Origin of the sequence: uncultured Psychrobacillus sp., from assembly GCF_938022135.1 — a bacterium.
In the GTDB taxonomy this organism is placed as follows: domain Bacteria; phylum Bacillota; class Bacilli; order Bacillales_A; family Planococcaceae; genus Psychrobacillus.
Map to the genome: position 1 here is coordinate 1 of NZ_CALIED010000015.1, position 15,820 is coordinate 15,820.

General features: G+C 39.0%; 18 protein-coding genes and 1 pseudogene. 10 read left to right on the top strand and 9 right to left on the bottom strand.

Going from position 1 to position 15,820, the window contains the following annotated elements:
• The coding region (locus Q0371_RS02880) for an aminotransferase class I/II-fold pyridoxal phosphate-dependent enzyme (RefSeq protein ID WP_298468041.1) at nt 1-736 on the top strand (736 nt) is incomplete at its 5' end.
• Between the two features lie 780 nt (nt 737-1,516).
• On the opposite strand, the gene Q0371_RS02885 is transcribed toward Q0371_RS02880, so the two are convergent.
• Nucleotides 1,517-2,143 (bottom strand): hypothetical protein, encoded by a 627-nt coding sequence (locus Q0371_RS02885; protein WP_298468044.1) that lies wholly within the window; start codon nt 2,141-2,143, stop codon nt 1,517-1,519.
• Between the two features lie 169 nt (nt 2,144-2,312).
• On the opposite strand from Q0371_RS02885, the gene Q0371_RS02890 reads away from it, so the two are divergent.
• Both Q0371_RS02890 and Q0371_RS02895 read left to right on the top strand, forming a co-directional pair.
• Entirely contained in the window at nt 2,313-3,272 is a 960-nt protein-coding gene (locus Q0371_RS02890) for an L-threonine 3-dehydrogenase (protein WP_298468047.1), read from the top strand.
• Between the two features lie 210 nt (nt 3,273-3,482).
• The gene (locus tag Q0371_RS02895; RefSeq protein WP_298468050.1) at nt 3,483-4,784 is read left to right on the top strand and encodes an NCS2 family permease; all 1,302 of its coding nucleotides are present in this window, start codon (nt 3,483-3,485) and stop codon (nt 4,782-4,784) included.
• A 631-nt stretch (nt 4,785-5,415) separates the two neighbouring features.
• Here Q0371_RS02895 and Q0371_RS02900 read toward each other — a convergent pair.
• The 5 genes from Q0371_RS02900 to Q0371_RS02920 form a co-directional block, all read right to left on the bottom strand.
• Complete coding sequence (locus Q0371_RS02900; RefSeq protein WP_298468053.1) at nt 5,416-6,756, bottom strand: YjiH family protein; 1,341 nt, start codon at nt 6,754-6,756, stop codon at nt 5,416-5,418.
• Between the two features lie 102 nt (nt 6,757-6,858).
• Entirely contained in the window at nt 6,859-7,545 is a 687-nt protein-coding gene (gene bshB2 / locus Q0371_RS02905; RefSeq protein ID WP_298468056.1) for a bacillithiol biosynthesis deacetylase BshB2, read from the bottom strand.
• Nucleotides 7,546-7,557: 12 nt separating this feature from the next.
• Entirely contained in the window at nt 7,558-7,908 is a 351-nt protein-coding gene (locus tag Q0371_RS02910) for a YojF family protein (protein ID WP_251557154.1), read from the bottom strand.
• Nucleotides 7,909-8,054: 146 nt separating this feature from the next.
• Nucleotides 8,055-8,888 carry a bifunctional hydroxymethylpyrimidine kinase/phosphomethylpyrimidine kinase gene (gene thiD, locus Q0371_RS02915; protein WP_298468062.1) on the bottom strand — a complete coding sequence of 278 codons (834 nt, stop codon included), beginning with the start codon at nt 8,886-8,888 and terminating at the stop codon, nt 8,055-8,057.
• Nucleotides 8,889-8,953: 65 nt separating this feature from the next.
• Nucleotides 8,954-9,211 (bottom strand): hypothetical protein, encoded by a 258-nt coding sequence (locus Q0371_RS02920; RefSeq protein WP_298468065.1) that lies wholly within the window; start codon nt 9,209-9,211, stop codon nt 8,954-8,956.
• 106 nt (nt 9,212-9,317) lie between these two features.
• On the opposite strand from Q0371_RS02920, the gene Q0371_RS02925 reads away from it, so the two are divergent.
• From Q0371_RS02925 to Q0371_RS02950, 6 genes are all read left to right on the top strand, one after another.
• Nucleotides 9,318-10,073: a DUF4230 domain-containing protein gene (locus tag Q0371_RS02925; RefSeq protein ID WP_251557148.1), complete on the top strand. Its 756-nt coding sequence runs from the start codon at nt 9,318-9,320 to the stop codon at nt 10,071-10,073.
• A 4-nt stretch (nt 10,074-10,077) separates the two neighbouring features.
• A complete protein-coding gene (gene ung, locus Q0371_RS02930) occupies nt 10,078-10,731 on the top strand; it encodes a uracil-DNA glycosylase (protein ID WP_298468070.1) in 654 nt (217 codons plus the stop codon).
• Between the two features lie 36 nt (nt 10,732-10,767).
• A complete protein-coding gene (locus Q0371_RS02935; RefSeq protein ID WP_169361456.1) occupies nt 10,768-10,947 on the top strand; it encodes a uracil-DNA glycosylase in 180 nt (59 codons plus the stop codon).
• Nucleotides 10,944-11,195, top strand: a complete 252-nt coding sequence (locus Q0371_RS02940; RefSeq protein ID WP_298468074.1) for a YwdI family protein — start codon at nt 10,944-10,946, stop codon at nt 11,193-11,195. The genes Q0371_RS02935 and Q0371_RS02940 overlap by 4 nt, the downstream gene beginning before the upstream one ends.
• Nucleotides 11,196-11,216: 21 nt before the next feature.
• A complete protein-coding gene (locus Q0371_RS02945; RefSeq protein WP_169361458.1) occupies nt 11,217-11,597 on the top strand; it encodes a DUF423 domain-containing protein in 381 nt (126 codons plus the stop codon).
• 133 nt (nt 11,598-11,730) lie between these two features.
• Nucleotides 11,731-12,603, top strand: a complete 873-nt coding sequence (locus Q0371_RS02950) for a hypothetical protein (RefSeq protein WP_298468081.1) — start codon at nt 11,731-11,733, stop codon at nt 12,601-12,603.
• A 265-nt stretch (nt 12,604-12,868) separates the two neighbouring features.
• Here the strand turns inward: Q0371_RS02950 and gerQ are convergent, their stop codons facing one another.
• The 3 genes and pseudogenes from gerQ to hemQ form a co-directional block, all read right to left on the bottom strand.
• Nucleotides 12,869-13,231 carry a spore coat protein GerQ gene (gerQ, locus tag Q0371_RS02955; protein WP_251557143.1) on the bottom strand — a complete coding sequence of 121 codons (363 nt, stop codon included), beginning with the start codon at nt 13,229-13,231 and terminating at the stop codon, nt 12,869-12,871.
• 19 nt (nt 13,232-13,250) lie between these two features.
• Nucleotides 13,251-13,676: pseudogene (locus tag Q0371_RS02960) on the bottom strand (cell wall hydrolase).
• Nucleotides 13,677-13,961: 285 nt separating this feature from the next.
• Nucleotides 13,962-14,711: a hydrogen peroxide-dependent heme synthase gene (gene hemQ, locus Q0371_RS02965; RefSeq protein WP_169361397.1), complete on the bottom strand. Its 750-nt coding sequence runs from the start codon at nt 14,709-14,711 to the stop codon at nt 13,962-13,964.
• 151 nt (nt 14,712-14,862) lie between these two features.
• On the opposite strand from hemQ, the gene pta reads away from it, so the two are divergent.
• A complete protein-coding gene (gene pta, locus Q0371_RS02970; RefSeq protein ID WP_298468086.1) occupies nt 14,863-15,807 on the top strand; it encodes a phosphate acetyltransferase in 945 nt (314 codons plus the stop codon).
• Nucleotides 15,808-15,820 lie beyond the last annotated feature (13 nt).

Here is a 15,820-nt window from a genome sequence, read left to right on the forward strand (position 1 = left end):
CAATCACTCCGACATGGAGGATCTTCGCAAGAAAGCAAAGGAAGCAACAGAATCAGGCCAGTACAATAAAGTTATGGTCATTACAGATGGTGTGTTTTCTATGGATGGTGACATCGCGAAGCTTCCAGAAATCGTAGAAATAGCAAAAGAGTTTGACCTAATCACCTATGTGGATGATGCACATGGCTCTGGTGTGACAGGTAAGGGTAAAGGTACAGTGAAGCACTTTGGACTAGAAAAAGAAATTGATTTCCAAATCGGTACTCTTTCCAAAGCAATCGGAGTAGTTGGCGGATACGTTGCAGGGAAGAAGGACTTAATCGACTGGTTAAAAGTTCGTTCACGTCCATTCCTATTTTCTACAGCCTTACCACCTGGCGATGTAGCAGCAATCACTGCAGCAGTCCAAATGATTATCGATTCTACAGAGCTTCATGACAAGCTATGGGAAAATGGAGACTACCTTAAATCTGGCCTATCGAAGCTTGGATTTAACATCGGTGATTCTGAAACACCAATCACTCCATGCATCATCGGAGACGAAAAGCTAACGCAACAATTCTCTAAACGACTGTTTGAAGAAGGTGTCTACGCAAAATCTATCGTGTTCCCAACAGTACCAAAAGGAACCGGCAGAGTGCGCAACATGCCAACAGCAGCCCATACAAAAGAAATGCTAGACGAAGCCATCGCTACCTATGAAAAAGTAGGAAAAGAACTAGGCGTAATTAAATAAGGATGAATAACCGCTACCAATTGATTTGGTAGCTTTTTTTGTGGGGTGAGGTGGCAGCTGGAATAAAAGACTGGGCAAGTCATAGGGGAATGGAGCTAGGGGGGGATGTTGGACCACCCATAAACATGGGGAATGCGCCCATAAATAGGTTAGAAGTGTCCCATAAAAGGATGAGAGTGTCCCATAAAAAGTAGAGGCGCCCGTAAACTCCAAAAAGTGTCCCATAAATGAGCGGAAGGCGCCCATAAATAGGTTAGAAGTGTCCCATAAAAGGATGAGAGTGTCCCATAAAGAGTGGAAGCGCCCGTAAACTCCAAAAAGTGTCCCATAAATGAGCGGAAGGCGCCCGTAAATAGGTTAGGAGTGTCCCATAAAAGGATGAGAGTGTCCCATAAAAAGTGGAGGAGCCCGTAAACCTAAAAAAGTGAACATAAATAAAAGCGAGGTGCACCTAAATGAGTGAGAATTGCTACATAAGATGGAGAAATTGTCACCTAAAGAGTGGAACTGCACCTAAAAGTGAGAGAAGTGTCACCTAAATCAATGCGAGGGGCACCTAAATGAGTGTGAAGTGCAACATAAAACGGAGAAAGAGTCACCTAAACAGATGAAAACCCGCCAAGGCGGGCTTTTTTTATTGGAATCGGTCGGTTTTTATTCATAATCGGTCGGTTCGGTTCAAAAATCGGTCGGTTTTCTCAAATAATCGGTTGGTTCTGGTCCATAATCGGTCGGTTTCCCCGAATAATCGGTCGATCAACATTCACTCAACAACTTCTCTCAATCTGTATCTAATTGAAAAGAGTAATAGAGACTATATTTTTGAACGCCTGTTGCTAGGTCGATGGATTTGTCTACTTCTTTCTCAAAGAGATCGATGTTGCCTTGTTGTTTTGCTATGACAGCTGCAATTGCGTGCTGCATCCATTCTTTTGGCAGTTGATTTTTTAGAGTAGTGGCCTCGTCAAAGTTTCCTTTAAGTGCTTCTGCGTATGCTATGTAATAAGTGCGAAGTGGTTCTTTGCTTATTTGTTTGGCTAGCTGCTCGAATTTGGAGACGTTGTTTTCAAAAAGGGCCAACATTGTTTTATATACTTCCTGCATATAGGGTTGTTTATGTCTTTTCAAAATCTCCTCTATGGAGCGAACAATTTGTTCTTGATCACCAGTTTTTAAAGCTAGCGGGTAAGCAAATATGGGTTTTCGTTTATTCTTTTCCAAGTAGTGTTCAATTTTATTTAGATCCTTGGATTTATAAACGGTATACATTTGTGGGGCGACTAACAAAAGTAAATAAATTACTACAACTGATACATAAATGAACCAGAACGGTAACTCTAGAAACATCATTGCTGTAGCCAATATTACTCCTAATACAAAGATGAGTGCGTACTTTATTATTTTCATAAATACCTCCTAATCTAATTATTATACCAAAAATCGAAAATGTATTTGGTTGTATTTCACGAATGAACACGATATAATTAATTCCTGATAAACATAGTCATATCAAGGTGTTTTATTAATATAATGTACTTCCCAAAAATACAAATGTTTTTGAAAGGGAGAAATAAAGATGAAAAAAATAATGGTTACCGGAGCATTAGGACAAATTGGCTCGGAGCTAGTGACGAAACTACGAAAAGAATATGGTTCAAATAATATTTTGGCAACAGATATCAGACATATAGTATCGCCAGTAACGGAAAGTGGTCCCTTTGATATTTTAGATGTAACAGATGGTGAAAAAATGCATCAGCTGGCGAAGGAATTCCAAGCAGATACAATGGTTCATATGGCTGCATTACTTTCTGCAACAGCAGAAGCGAAACCACTTTTAGCATGGAATTTAAATATGGGTGGTCTAGTAAATGCTTTGGAAGCTTCACGTGAGCTAGGAATGCAATTCTTTACACCGAGTTCTATAGGCGCTTTTGGGCCATCCACTCCTAAGAAAGACACGCCTCAGGATACATTGCAGCGTCCAACAACGATGTATGGAGTAAACAAAGTGTCTGGAGAATTGTTATGTGATTACTACTTCCATAAATTTGGATTGGATACTAGGGGAGTACGTTTCCCGGGATTGATCTCCAACGAGACATTACCAGGCGGGGGAACCACTGACTATGCAGTAGACATTTACTATAAAGCATTAGAGGATGGAGCTTACACTTCTTATATCGCAGAAGGAACATTTATGGATATGATGTATATGCCGGATGCGCTTCAAGCAATTGTCGATTTAATGGAGGCAGATCCATCTAAGTTAATCCATCGTAATGCATTTAATGTAACGGCAATGAGCTTTGAACCAGAACAAATTGCAGCTTCTATCCGAAAGGAAATACCAAACTTCCAGATGAGCTATGATGTGGATCCAGTTCGCCAAGCAATTGCTAATAGCTGGCCAGATAATATTGATGCGACAGCAGCTAAAGAAGAATGGGGCTTCTCCTATAAATATGATTTAGACGCTATGACAAAAGATATGCTACAAACATTGAGAAGCAAAAAAACAGCAGGTTCCTTTTAAGGGAATCTGCTTTTTCTATTGTATCTACTTTTATATAGCATAAAAAATAGCTTTAAAAACAATACTAATTAGAATATATTTTATTTCAAACCTTTCACAAAGAATTTAGAGAATAATAAATTTGATCAAAAGGGTTGAAATTTATCTGAAAAACGAATAATATGATTAATGTTGTTAAAATCGTTCGTGTTTAAGGAAGAAGGTAATAAGATGTTTCGTTTGAAGGAACACGGTACCAATGTGAAGACTGAGCTTATTGCAGGAATGACCACATTCCTTACTATGGTATATATTGTAGTGGTAAATCCAATTATTTTATCGGATGCAGGTGTACCACTAGACCAAGTATTTATGGCAACTATTATTTCTGCTGTTATCGGTACATTATGGATGGCAATTTGCGCCAACTATCCAATAGCTATAGCTCCCGGTATGGGATTAAACGCATATTTCACTTATGCAGTTGTATTAGCATCAGATGGTAAAATTGATTATATAACAGCATTTGCAGCTGTTTTTGTAGCAGGTATAATTTTTATTATTTTATCTTTAACACCTTTACGTGAAAAGTTAATTACCGCGATTCCCTCTAATTTGAAGTATGCCATTACCGCAGGGATCGGTTTATTTATTGCTTTTTTAGGCTTACGTATGTCAAAGGTAGTTGTTGCTAGTGATAGCAACTTGGTGATGTTAGGGGATTTAACTTCTCCAGGTGTTTTGCTGACGTTATTTGGTTTAATATTCACAGTCATTTTGATGGTGCGTAATATAAATGGAGCATTATTTATCGGTATGGTCGTTACTGGTATAGTAGCTGCGCTTACCAATCAATTACATATCGAAAAGGTGGTAGCTGTTCCACATCTACCAGAAGGTATTTTAATTTGGAATCCAATAGAGGCAATTGGACAGGTTATTTCTTACGGTTTATATGGAGTAGTATTTTCCTTTATTTTAGTTACGCTGTTCGATACAACAGGTACGATGGTTGGTGTCGCTAAGCAAGCTGGCTTGATGAAAGATGATAAGCTTCCACGCGCACGACAAGCGCTATTAGCAGATTCAGTAGCCACTACTGTTGGGTCAATGTTCGGAACTAGTCCAACAACAGCATTTGTTGAGTCTTCCTCTGGTGTAGCTGTTGGTGGTCGTACTGGTTTAACTAGCTTAACTGTAGCTGTACTTTTCATCGTTGCATCATTCTTCGGACCTTTAGTGGGTGCGCTGTCCAGTGTTGCAGCTATTACCTCGCCAACCTTAATCATTGTTGGTGCCTTGATGATTGGATCTGTGAAAGAGATTGAGTGGAGTAAATTTGACGAAGCATTCCCAGCTTTCTTGATTATTTTAATCATGCCTCTTACATCAAGCATTTCAACAGGTATTGCTTTTGGATTTATCGTTTATCCACTGTTGAAAGTAATTAAAGGGGAAGCGAAAAAGGTTAATCTCATGCTTTATATTTTCGCTATCCTATTTGCATTTCAATTAATTTTTTTGCCACACTAATTCATAAACGTGAGATCAGCAACTTGATTTCACGTTTTTTTTTTAGTCAGCTTATTTGGAAATTCTTTCATGCATTTTGTTTGGAGAGGAAGCGGCGACTCCTGGGGGAATAGCGCGAGCTGAAAGCCCCGCAGGAGCAAAGCGACGAGGAGATTGAAGCCGTGCCCCCGGAAAGCGTCCGCTGTAACGGAAAACAATTACAAAAATTTAAATAGAAGCCTCGAAAATTTTACCAGGTCGTAGATTTTTCGAGTCTTTTTATTTGGAGGAGAGTTATGTCTCAACCGCTTTTTTAAAAGGAATTTTCGTGTAAATGTAGAACTAAACGAAGAACTTATTATGTTGTAAAGGGAGGGCTTCATGTTTAAAATTGTTCTATTTGTAATAATAGTGATTTCTTTCTATGTAGTTACTATATGGCAATATAGGAATCCCACAAAGGCTATTAGTTTATCAAATAAAAAAGCCTACCTTGAAGATCCTCGAGTAGATGAGGAGTTAGTTAGGCGTTCCATTAAAATAAGAGCTATTTTCTTTAGTATTGCTTTTATCTTAATAACTAAGGTGACCTTCGTTAGTTGATTTCTAACACTATAGAAAAAACGCTTGGAGTTTTCCAAGCGTTTTCCTTTTAAAATAGTATATGTGCAACTGCTGCTATGATTGGGAATGAAATCAGCGTACGTAATAAGAAAATAACGATTAAGTCTTTAAAGTTAACCGGTATTTTAGAGCCGAGTAATAATCCACCGACCTCAGACATGTAGATCAACTGAGTAACTGACATAGTTGCTATAAAGAATCTTGTAAGCTCAGAGTCAATTGATGCGCCTAAGATAGTAGGCAGGAACATATCGGCAAAGCCGACTACCATTGTTTGTGCAGCCTCAGCAGCCTCAGGTATTCCGAATAATAGAAGCAATGGCTCAAATGGTTTACCTAATATAGTGAAGAAAGGAGTATACTCTGCGAGCATTAATGCAATAGTTCCAAATGCTAATACTACTGGAGCAACACCAATATACATATCGATAACATTCTTAATTCCATCAGAGAAGAACTTCGTAATAGAGCGATTTTTATCTGCTGTTTTTAAGGCATTTTCTAAACCATGTGTGACAGCATTATAATTCTCAGGAAATTTCTCTGCATCCAAGTCTAATGGGCGTCCATCAATATGCACATCTTCTTTGCCAGCTAAAGGATAAATACGAGGCATGATAAATGCCAGGACAACGCCACATAGCAGAACAGTTAAGTAATAAGGAGCAAAGTATTTCTCTAAACCGACTTGTTCCAATACGACGATACAGAAGGTAATAGATACAACGGAAAAAGTTGAGCCAATAATTGCTGCTTCTTTTTTCGTGTAATAGCCTTCCTCATATTGTCTACTAGTCAACAAGACCCCAATTGTTCCATCTCCAACCCAGGATGTAAGTGCATCAACTGCTGAGCGTCCTGGGAGCTTAAATAGAGGGCGCATGATTTTAACCATCATCGTGCCGAAAAACTCCAGTAATCCGAAATTTAAAAGAAGGGGAAGGAGTAGTCCCGCGAATAGGAAAATCGTAAATAGGAAGGAAACCAACCCATCAGGAGCTAACAAAAGTCCTCCCGTATCCTCGCTCCAAATAGCCTCTGGACCAATTTGGAAAATGATTAAGACAGAAAAAATTGCACCGACAACTCTTGTGATTGTCCAAAATATAGAAACCTTAAAAAGATTGTTAATAAATGATTCGTTCTTTGGTATAAATAAAAATATTAGAGAACCAATAGCCGCAAGGAATAAGGTGATTAAAGCAATCCAATGAACAATAGGTTCAAGTACACCAGATAATAGACTTGCAAACCATGCGATAGGAATCTTTATTTCTCCTCCGATTGGTAACGGGATCATGAAAAGGATGACACCAGCTATAGAAGGGAGAAGAAAGAGAAGCCAAGTAAATAAGCTGAATTTTTTCAAGTGAAGGCCAACTTTCTTTTTGAATAATTATGCATGAAATAGATGTTTTACACATGATAATTCATTAGAGAAGCTAAGTCTATAGCTATGAGCAATGTTCTATTATTCGAAATCTTTATTAAAATCGTATGTGTAGAAGCGTTCAAAGTGTAACCAGTTTTCTGCTTCTGGTTCTCCGTCCGCTAGACGTTTTTCCATTTCTTCTAGCATCCAAGCCGTTTGAGAAATGTGGGCACGCATGGAACCCATTTTTTCTTCACTCGATTCAGAAATGTTATGGATGATGTCTGGTTCTCCTAATACCTCTTTCGAATCATTCGAAAAAGCTAGTGCATAAACTTTTGGACGTTGGTCCTTTGGCATTCTTCGTACTGCACGAATCATTGCTCTACCGGTCGCGTCATGGTCAGGATGCACAGCGTAGTTAGGATAGAAGGTAATAACCAAAGATGGGTTTGTGTCAGCGATTAAATCTGCCATCATTTGGACCATCTTTTCGTCATCTTCAAATTCTACTGTTTTGTCACGAAGACCCATCATTCTTAAATCGGTAACGCCCATTGCTTTTGCAGAGGCTAGCAGCTCTTGCTTGCGAACTTGTGGCAGTGTCTCGCGAGTTGCAAAAGGAGGGTTTCCAAGATTGCGACCCATTTCCCCTAAGGTCAAGCATGCGTATGTAACAGGGATTCCTTGTTTTACATAAGTAGCTATTGTTCCAGAAACTCCAAACGCCTCGTCATCTGGGTGAGGGAATACGACCAACACGGATCGTTCCATTGGTAAAGTCATTTTTCTTCCTCCTTAATATGTAAACGGTGTTTTGCTAATTTCAAGTGCGACTGCAAGCTTTCCACTTTGATCGTGACCAGCCATTAATAATCTACCATGCTCATCTAATTCATAATGTGTAATACCTTGAGCATATACCCATCCATGGGGGAGCTTTAAACCTACTCGATGAGGAGCTTCTCCAGCGACCTTACCAAGCTCGTAGCGAATCACTACATTCCGAATAAATGCACCTGCATTAAACACATTTTCGTTGAAATGAGTGGCATAAGCACCATTTGTTGTTTCTAAATGAATGTATACATCTTCATTTGCAAAGCTATTTAATAGCTCTTGTAATTGTTCCTTATTCACTATTTCCATACTTTCATTGCCTCCTAGCATACTGTCTGTTAATAGTATAATGAAAAATAGTTCTGCAAGCGAATGATTGAGCCATTATTTAGGTCAATCTGCATGAAATATAAAAACTCGCAAAGCCCTGTTAGACTTTGCGAGTAAGGGGTTTATTAGACTGTAGTTGTTGTCACTTCTGGAGCACCGAATTTTCCTTTAGCGCCATGAAGTACAGGTCCTACGTATTGGTTTAACTTCCAGCCATGAGCGATTGCAGAGGAAACAAATTCTTTAGCTTCTAATACAGATTCTGCAACAGAAAGTCCATTTGCTAGGTTTGCTGTAATTGCAGCAGCAAATGTACAGCCGGCACCATGGTTATAAGTCGTTTCCGTTTTTTCTGTTTCTAATAATGTATGAGTTTGTCCATCGTAGAAAAGGTCGACCGCTTTATCGTGGGCCAATTGTTTACCGCCCTTGATCACTACGTTTTTTGCCCCAAGCTCATGAATTTTTTCGGCAGCTGCCTTCATATCTTCGATTGATTTAAGTATTCCCAGTCCTGAAAGCTGACCAGCTTCAAATAGATTTGGAGTAACAACAAGTGCACGTGGCAATAAATGAGTGATCATGGAGTCTACAGTACCAGGGTTCAATACCTCATCCTCGCCCTTACAAACCATGACAGGATCGATTACGATACTAGTTACACCAGACTCTTCAATAATTTTACCTGCTGCTTCGATAATATCCTCGGTACTTAGCATACCAGTTTTAATAGCATCTACATTAGTGGATAAAGCCGTTTTTGCTTGACGTTTAATTTCATCCACAGGAAGGGAAAACACATGGTGACTCCAATTATTATCCGGGTCCATTGTAGCGATGACAGTGAGAACATTCATACCATAGGTTCCATGCTCTTGGAATGTTTTTAAGTCTGCTTGTATACCAGCGCCGCCAGAAGTATCAGAACCTGCAATTGTTAATGTTTTTTTAATAGACATGTAAAAGTTCTCCTTTTGCGTGAAAGTTATTTCATTAATTGTATCAGATAGATATGAAAATTCAATTACGGCAGCTTTGGAGCAGTCCAAAGCTTGAACACTATAAAAGCAAATGTGATTGAAACGAAAAGAGTTATCGTCCCGCCAATATAAATTTTATTTATATAAAGTGAGATAGTTAAGTAAACAAGGATTCCTATAAAAAATATAGTTCCTAGTAAAAAGCAACCGAAACCCATACTCGTTGCCTTTGGTGGAACATCGTTTTTCACAGCTGAATCCTCCAGTTTTTTTAGTTTTTCTCGAAATTCAAAATTTGCCATATGCATTTCCCCTTTTTACCATCGTATCATTGGGCGGAATAGTTGTTAATAGGGAAACTTTTCGATACTGTAAACGTAGTAGTTTAATAGAAGGAGAGGGATGAGGATGAAACAAGATGACAAGATTCGAGAAATGGAAAAGCTATTAAAAGAATTGAAAGCTCAAAATGAGGAAAGTGCTGCTACCATCGTAGAAGATTCTCCTAGGCGAGGAGGGTTAAACCTCTGGAGGATGCCATTATTTTTATCTAGATTCAAATTTAAAACAATCTTGCTCATCTCAGTCTTAGCATTCTTACTAATTGCAGCATTGCCATTTGCAGCATTCTGGGCGATTCAAGGTAGTACCTTTACGGAATCCAAGGGTTCCTTTGTTGAAAGAGTACAAGGTCTTAATGAGTTATCAACTGCGCAAGCATATACGAAAGTAATTATAGAACGACAAGATAATGCAGTATTTGGAAAAGAGATTGGACTAGACTTACCAGGAACCAAAAGGCAGCTTTTAGTCGTAGTTCCAGGATCCGTGAAGGCAGGGGTTAATTTTTCAGAGGTAACCGAATCAGATATTAAGGTTAATGAAGAAAACAAGACTGCTGTTTTAACATTGCCTAAACCAGAATTTTTAGGAGGACCTGAAATATTGTTTGACCAAGTAGAGGTATTTTCGTATGAAGGATTATTTCGTGAAAAGGCAGACATAGAAGAAGCCTATGAACTAGCTGCAACTGCCAAAGAAATGATGATTGAAGAATCTACCGGACAAGGTATTCTGGAGCTTGCAGAAGAAAATGCTGTAAAATCCGTACAGGAAATGTTCCAGCTCATTGAATATGACGTGCAAGTGGAGTTTAAGGAGTGATTAAATGCCAAATTGGAAAGAATTATTAGGTGCAGAATGGGATAAGCCTTACTTTAAGGAGTTACAGTCCTTTCTAGATCAGGAATATGCTGAGCACACGATCTATCCACCACGAGAAGAGGTGGGAAGTGCGTTTCGATTAACGCCATATGATGCTGTAAAGGTGGTTATACTTGGGCAAGATCCCTATCATGGCCCAGGACAGGCCCATGGTTTAAGCTTTTCAGTAAAGCCAGGAGTTAAAATTCCACCAAGCTTGCGTAACATGTTCAAGGAGCTAGAAGAGGATTTAGGATGTCCAATTCCTTCACACGGTTATCTAGAAAAATGGGCGAAGCATGGTGTCTTGTTGTTAAATACGGTTTTAACTGTCAAAGCAGGTGAGGCAAACTCGCATAAAGGCATGGGCTGGGAGCGCTTCACAGATACAGTTATACAGAAGCTATCTGAACGTGAAAAGCCAATTATTTTTGTTTTATGGGGTAAGCCTGCACAAGCTAAGTTAAAGCTGATCGACACGACCAAACACTACATTATCCAATCAACTCACCCAAGTCCTCTAAGTGCTCACCGAGGATTCTTGGGAAGCAGACCCTACTCTCAAATAAATGAACAGTTAGTGTCCATGAATGAAAAGCCAATCGATTTTTGCCTCTAATTATGCTAGGATAACGATAGAAAGTAGGGAGAAAAATTGGCTGTAAATTGTTTTAAGTGTCGACATTTTTTTACCACCTGGGATGCGAATCATCCACGTGGCTGTAGGGCTTACCAATTTAAAACAAGGGAGCTTCCTTCTGCGTTAGTCAAAAGATCCTCAGGCGTGGAGTGCTTAAAATTTGAACCAAAGCAACTGGAGGGGCATAACAAGTGATTTCGAACAGACAGATTTTAATGCAAATAGAAAAACAGCTTCAAGAGGCAAAGACTGCATCGGGGGAACAATCCATCCGGGAAAGTTTAGCGGCTATAAAGGCTTTATGTGACGTAGCTCTAACTGTGCCACAAACAGAAAGTCCAATAGTACTTCAAACGCCCTCCGTTAAGGCAGCAAACTTAACTGTCCCTTCTGCACCCTTGAAGGAAGACGATGCAAACGGAGAGTCATTATTTGATTTTTAATAATAGAAAGTAGGGAACAGCTTGAAATTTTTTATCATCGCAGGTGCTATTAATGGCTTCTTATCCGTAGCCCTTGGAGCATTCGGAGCACATTTATTAGAAGGTCGAGTGGCTGACAAGTATTTAGCGACATGGGAAACAGCGGTTCAATATCAAATGTTTCATGCGCTTGCATTAGTTGCCATTGGTATTTTAATGAGCAGTAAACTATTAGGACCAGTATCACAGTTAAACGTAGCAGGCTATTTAATCCTAGCGGGTATCGTTATTTTCTCCGGAAGTCTGTACGTACTTAGCTTAACGGGAATTAGTATTTTAGGAGCAATCACACCAATCGGTGGAGTGGCATTCCTAATCGGCTGGGTTATGCTAATCGTTGCAGCCGTAAAATATGCAAATTAATCATTTTAAAAGCGAGCTCTGGATTTTAACTGGAGTGCGCTTTTTTTATTCATGAAGTGGTTTGGTCAGTTAAATGTTAAACTCAAACTAACAAGGTAAATTCAATAAAATGGGAAATATAAGGGGGATTATAATGGGGACTTGGGGTACCGCAATATCATCAAATGATAAATATGCAGATATATATGAGGACATAATGGACGAATTTAATAAAGGGGTACCTATTGAAACTGTAATATATAAAGTTATCGAAACGTATGAAAATGAGTTTAAAGAAGACGAGGATTCTTTACACAATCTATATTTTGCAGCAGGGTTTGCAGCTTGGGAATGCGGCATGCAAAATGATAAACTTTATAAAAAGATTAAGGAGATCATAGAAAGCGGTAGCGATATAAAATGTTGGAGAGAACTTGGAGCTTCCAACCAAGACATAAAAAAAAGAGAAAAAGCACTTTTATCATTTCTAACCAAATTATCTACTCCCAAAGAGAAACCTAAAAAACCCAAACAGGTAAGATTTAAGCCTGCTCTTTTTGAAAAAGGAGATGTACTATCTATCTTATTAGATGATGGAAGCTACTCTGGAGCAGTAGTTTTAGAAAATCTTAAGGGTAGCGATAAGTTCGGAACAAATTTTATTGTAAAAGCGTTTATGAATAACAACGAAAAACTCACTATCTCAGAAATACTTGATGCAAAAGTATATGGCTATGCTTGGTACATGGGTGTAAACCATAAAAAGTATATGAAGCAAATTGAAAAAATCGGAAATATTCAAATAGAATTTGAATACAACTCTTCTGGTATTGGCACTACTTACTCTGGATGGGGTTCATTCGTGGCGGCCAATAATGAAAGTCGATATAACATGCAAGAAAATAAAGATATTAAAAATGTTAACGCTTTTTTAAATATGACACCTAGTGAAATAGCTAAAAGGCAAAAAGAAAGTCTTAAACGTACGATAAGTAATCATAAAAAGAATGAGAATGATAGAAACTAGCTATTTAGGAGCATCGTATTACTTGAACTCTTAGCCATTTAGTAAAAAACATGTCAAATTAAAATAGACTTGGGACATATCTAGTAGTTCAATTTAAAAACGTGAAATTAGAAAACTCCATTTTCACGTTTTACTTTGTTCAGTCTAATGATACATTGTGGAAAAAATCTGCATTATATGTTTGAAGAGGAAGCAGAGTTTCTGGGAACAGTGCTAGCGTAACAGGAAAAAGGCTTACTCCTTAAAGAATAAGCCTTGCCTATGGTTAATAGTAATTTATTTCTTCATCGAACGTCGCATAATCAAAGTAAATCATTAACATTAAGTATCGTTTCCCATTTTGATCACTAATAATCACATGATCGCGTCCAGCAGCCTCTACATATCCGTTCAGGACTACATTGTTTCGTGTTGCATTGTTTTCAAAAGTAAAATAAAAAGTTCCTAATTTTCCTTTGTTGGCTCTTAAAATGTTCTCCACATAGGATTCTTCTGCTGACCGTCCACCGGCAGGTATTTGGATCCCAGGAGTATATTGCTGTTGGGGCGGTTGTTGCCCCGGAACCTGTTGCCCTTGCGAGTACTGTTGGTTTGGATAGCCACCTGGATACCAATAATACTGAACCATTTATACATCCTCTCTTTTTTTAAATCTCTGGACATTCTTCTTCGGTAGGCGAAAAGAAACAGTGTGCTTTAAAGCGTCCGGTATTCCATTGACCATACCATTGTGCAGGACATGGAGTACTCTCGCCTGGATCAAAAAACCATAATGATCAGGTAGCAGGATGAAAACGCTCACCGTTAACTACACGTTGTGCTAGTTTTAGATCACTATCTCTTGCACGCTGGTAAAAGTAGGGCTTAGTAGTTGCCTCAAAGCCACCGGGACGTTGAAAAACCATTTGCTCGAGGTTTCGTATATCTGTAAAATCTAAACAAGCTGTACGAACTCGATTTACACCTACATTACCAACCATTAGCATTCCTAGTTCGCCTTCGCCCTCTGCTTCTGCTCGCATTAGCCTTGCTAGTAGATCGATGTCTTTCGAAGTCGCACGAACTACCGCCAATGCATCACCTCCTACATTAAACTATGTTAAGAAATGACCTATCATGACAAATTTTGCATATAAAAAAGACTACCCAAAGGCAGTCTCAGATTGTAGACAAAAGGTGTAGAAACAATTTCGATTTCTTCCCCTTTTCCGGGTAATCCAGGAAGCGTCCGCTCGAAGCGGCATTAACAAGCTTTATCTCCATCTTAAAGAAAAAGACTGTAGGCAAACACCAAAATTCATGGGGTTTGTGCTACAGTCTGAGACTACCAAAAGAAGGCAGCCTTTTATATGTTCATATTAAAGATTGAAAAATGTAGAGCGTTTTTCGCCTTCTAAAATAGTACCAACGAAGAACGAACCGAACTCGCCATAGCGAGCGCTTACTTCATCAAAGCGCATTTCATATACTAATTTTTTAAATTGAAGTACATCATCTGAGAATAAAGTTACTCCCCATTCAAAATCGTCAAAGCCGACAGAACCTGAGATAATCTGTTTCACTTTTCCTGCATAGCTGCGACCGATCATTCCATGGCTACGCATTAACTCTTTGCGTTGCTCCATAGGAAGCATATACCAGTTATCGTTACCATCACGACGCTTGTCCATTGGGTAGAAGCAAACGTATTGAGAGCGTTGAAGCTGTGGATATAGACGTGAGCGCACATGTGGATTTTGATATGGATCTTCATTTGACTCACCAGACAGGTAGTTAGATAATTCTACTACTGATACGTATGAATATGCAGGAATCGTAAAGTCAGCGATTGTTAACTTGTTGAATCTCGCTTCTAGCTCTTGCAATTCATCCATAGTTGGACGTAACGTCATTAACATAAAGTCTGCTTTTTGGCCCACAATAGTATAGAAAGCGTGAGCTCCAGTTTTTGCATCGTCTGCTTGTTGTAATTCATCTAAAAAGGCAACGAACTCATCTGTTGCTTGTTTACGAAGTTCAGGATCTACTTGTTTCCATGATGCCCAATCCATTTGGCGGAAATCATGTAAAACGTACCAACCATCTAATGTAATAGCTGCTTCATTCATTATATAAGACACTCCCTTTAATAAATATTTCGCATATTTAGTTTACCATACCAGCTTTTAGAATTCCCCTTTTAGCCCCACTTTTACATGACAATCTGTGACAAACTCGTGTATGCTTAATGTACAAATATATCCTGATGGGGGCGTTATTATGGCTGATTTATTTACAGAAATAAAAGGCAAGCTGCAAAGTAAAAATGTAACCATTATATTACCAGAGGGAAACGATCCAAGAATAATTGAGGCAGCATTAAAATTGCAGGCAGAGGGAGTAATTCAGCCTATTGTCATAGGAAATGAGAGGGATATTCCAAGTGGCTTACAGGTGTTGAACCCCGCAACCTACGAACATATGGACGAACTAGTAAATGCTTTTGTGGAAAGACGCAACGGTAAAGTGACTATAGAAGAGGCAAGAGAAATCTTAAAGGATGTTAACTATTTTGGCACAATGCTTGTTTATACAAAAAAAGCGGACGGGCTAGTAAGTGGAGCAGCACATACAACAGCAGAAACTGTGCGACCGGCCTTACAAATTATCAAAACAAAGCCTGGAATTACTAAGACTAGTGGGGCATTTCTAATGGTAAAGAATGATACACGCTATATTTTTGCCGACTGTGCCATTACAATTGCTCCGACAAGTGATGACTTAGCAGAAATTGCAGTGGAGGGAGCTAAGACAGCTGCTGCATTTGGTATAGAGCCAAAGGTGGCAATGCTATCTTTTTCTACTAAAGGTTCCGCAAAATCGGAGGAGACGGACAAAGTCGTCCAAGCAACAAGGCTTGCAAGAGAACGCGCACCTCAGCTAGTGATAGAAGGAGAGCTTCAATTCGATGCAAGTATTGTTCCGTCCATTGCGGATAAAAAAGCACCAGGTGCCACAGTGAGAGGAGATGCAAATGTTTTTGTTTTTCCTTCGTTGGAGTCAGGCAATATAGGATATAAAATAGCAGAGCGTCTTGGAGGATTTGAAGCAATTGGGCCGATACTGCAGGGATTGAATGCCCCAGTAAATGACTTATCACGAGGCTGCAATGCAGAGGATGTATACAAGCTTGCTTATATTACAGCAGCTCAAGCACTAGATTAAGGAGAATAGGGAT

Excerpts from the sequence above, each read along its gene's own strand:
- Q0371_RS02885 (WP_298468044.1), bottom strand. The coding sequence starts at position 2,143 with ATGAAAATAATAAAGTACGCACTCATCTTTGTATTAGGAGTAATATTG.
- Q0371_RS02920 (WP_298468065.1), bottom strand. The coding sequence starts at position 9,211 with ATGGCAAATTTTGAATTTCGAGAAAAACTAAAAAAACTGGAGGATTCA.
- thiD (WP_298468062.1), bottom strand. The coding sequence starts at position 8,888 with ATGTCTATTAAAAAAACATTAACAATTGCAGGTTCTGATACTTCTGGC.
- Q0371_RS02950 (WP_298468081.1), top strand. The coding sequence starts at position 11,731 with ATGGGGACTTGGGGTACCGCAATATCATCAAATGATAAATATGCAGAT.
- bshB2 (WP_298468056.1), bottom strand. The coding sequence starts at position 7,545 with ATGACTTTACCAATGGAACGATCCGTGTTGGTCGTATTCCCTCACCCA.
- ung (WP_298468070.1), top strand. The coding sequence starts at position 10,078 with ATGCCAAATTGGAAAGAATTATTAGGTGCAGAATGGGATAAGCCTTAC.
- gerQ (WP_251557143.1), bottom strand. The coding sequence starts at position 13,231 with ATGGTTCAGTATTATTGGTATCCAGGTGGCTATCCAAACCAACAGTAC.
- Q0371_RS02895 (WP_298468050.1), top strand. The coding sequence starts at position 3,483 with ATGTTTCGTTTGAAGGAACACGGTACCAATGTGAAGACTGAGCTTATT.
- Q0371_RS02925 (WP_251557148.1), top strand. The coding sequence starts at position 9,318 with ATGAAACAAGATGACAAGATTCGAGAAATGGAAAAGCTATTAAAAGAA.
- hemQ (WP_169361397.1), bottom strand. The coding sequence starts at position 14,711 with ATGAATGAAGCAGCTATTACATTAGATGGTTGGTACGTTTTACATGAT.
- Q0371_RS02910 (WP_251557154.1), bottom strand. The coding sequence starts at position 7,908 with ATGGAAATAGTGAATAAGGAACAATTACAAGAGCTATTAAATAGCTTT.
- pta (WP_298468086.1), top strand. The coding sequence starts at position 14,863 with ATGGCTGATTTATTTACAGAAATAAAAGGCAAGCTGCAAAGTAAAAAT.
- Q0371_RS02890 (WP_298468047.1), top strand. The coding sequence starts at position 2,313 with ATGAAAAAAATAATGGTTACCGGAGCATTAGGACAAATTGGCTCGGAG.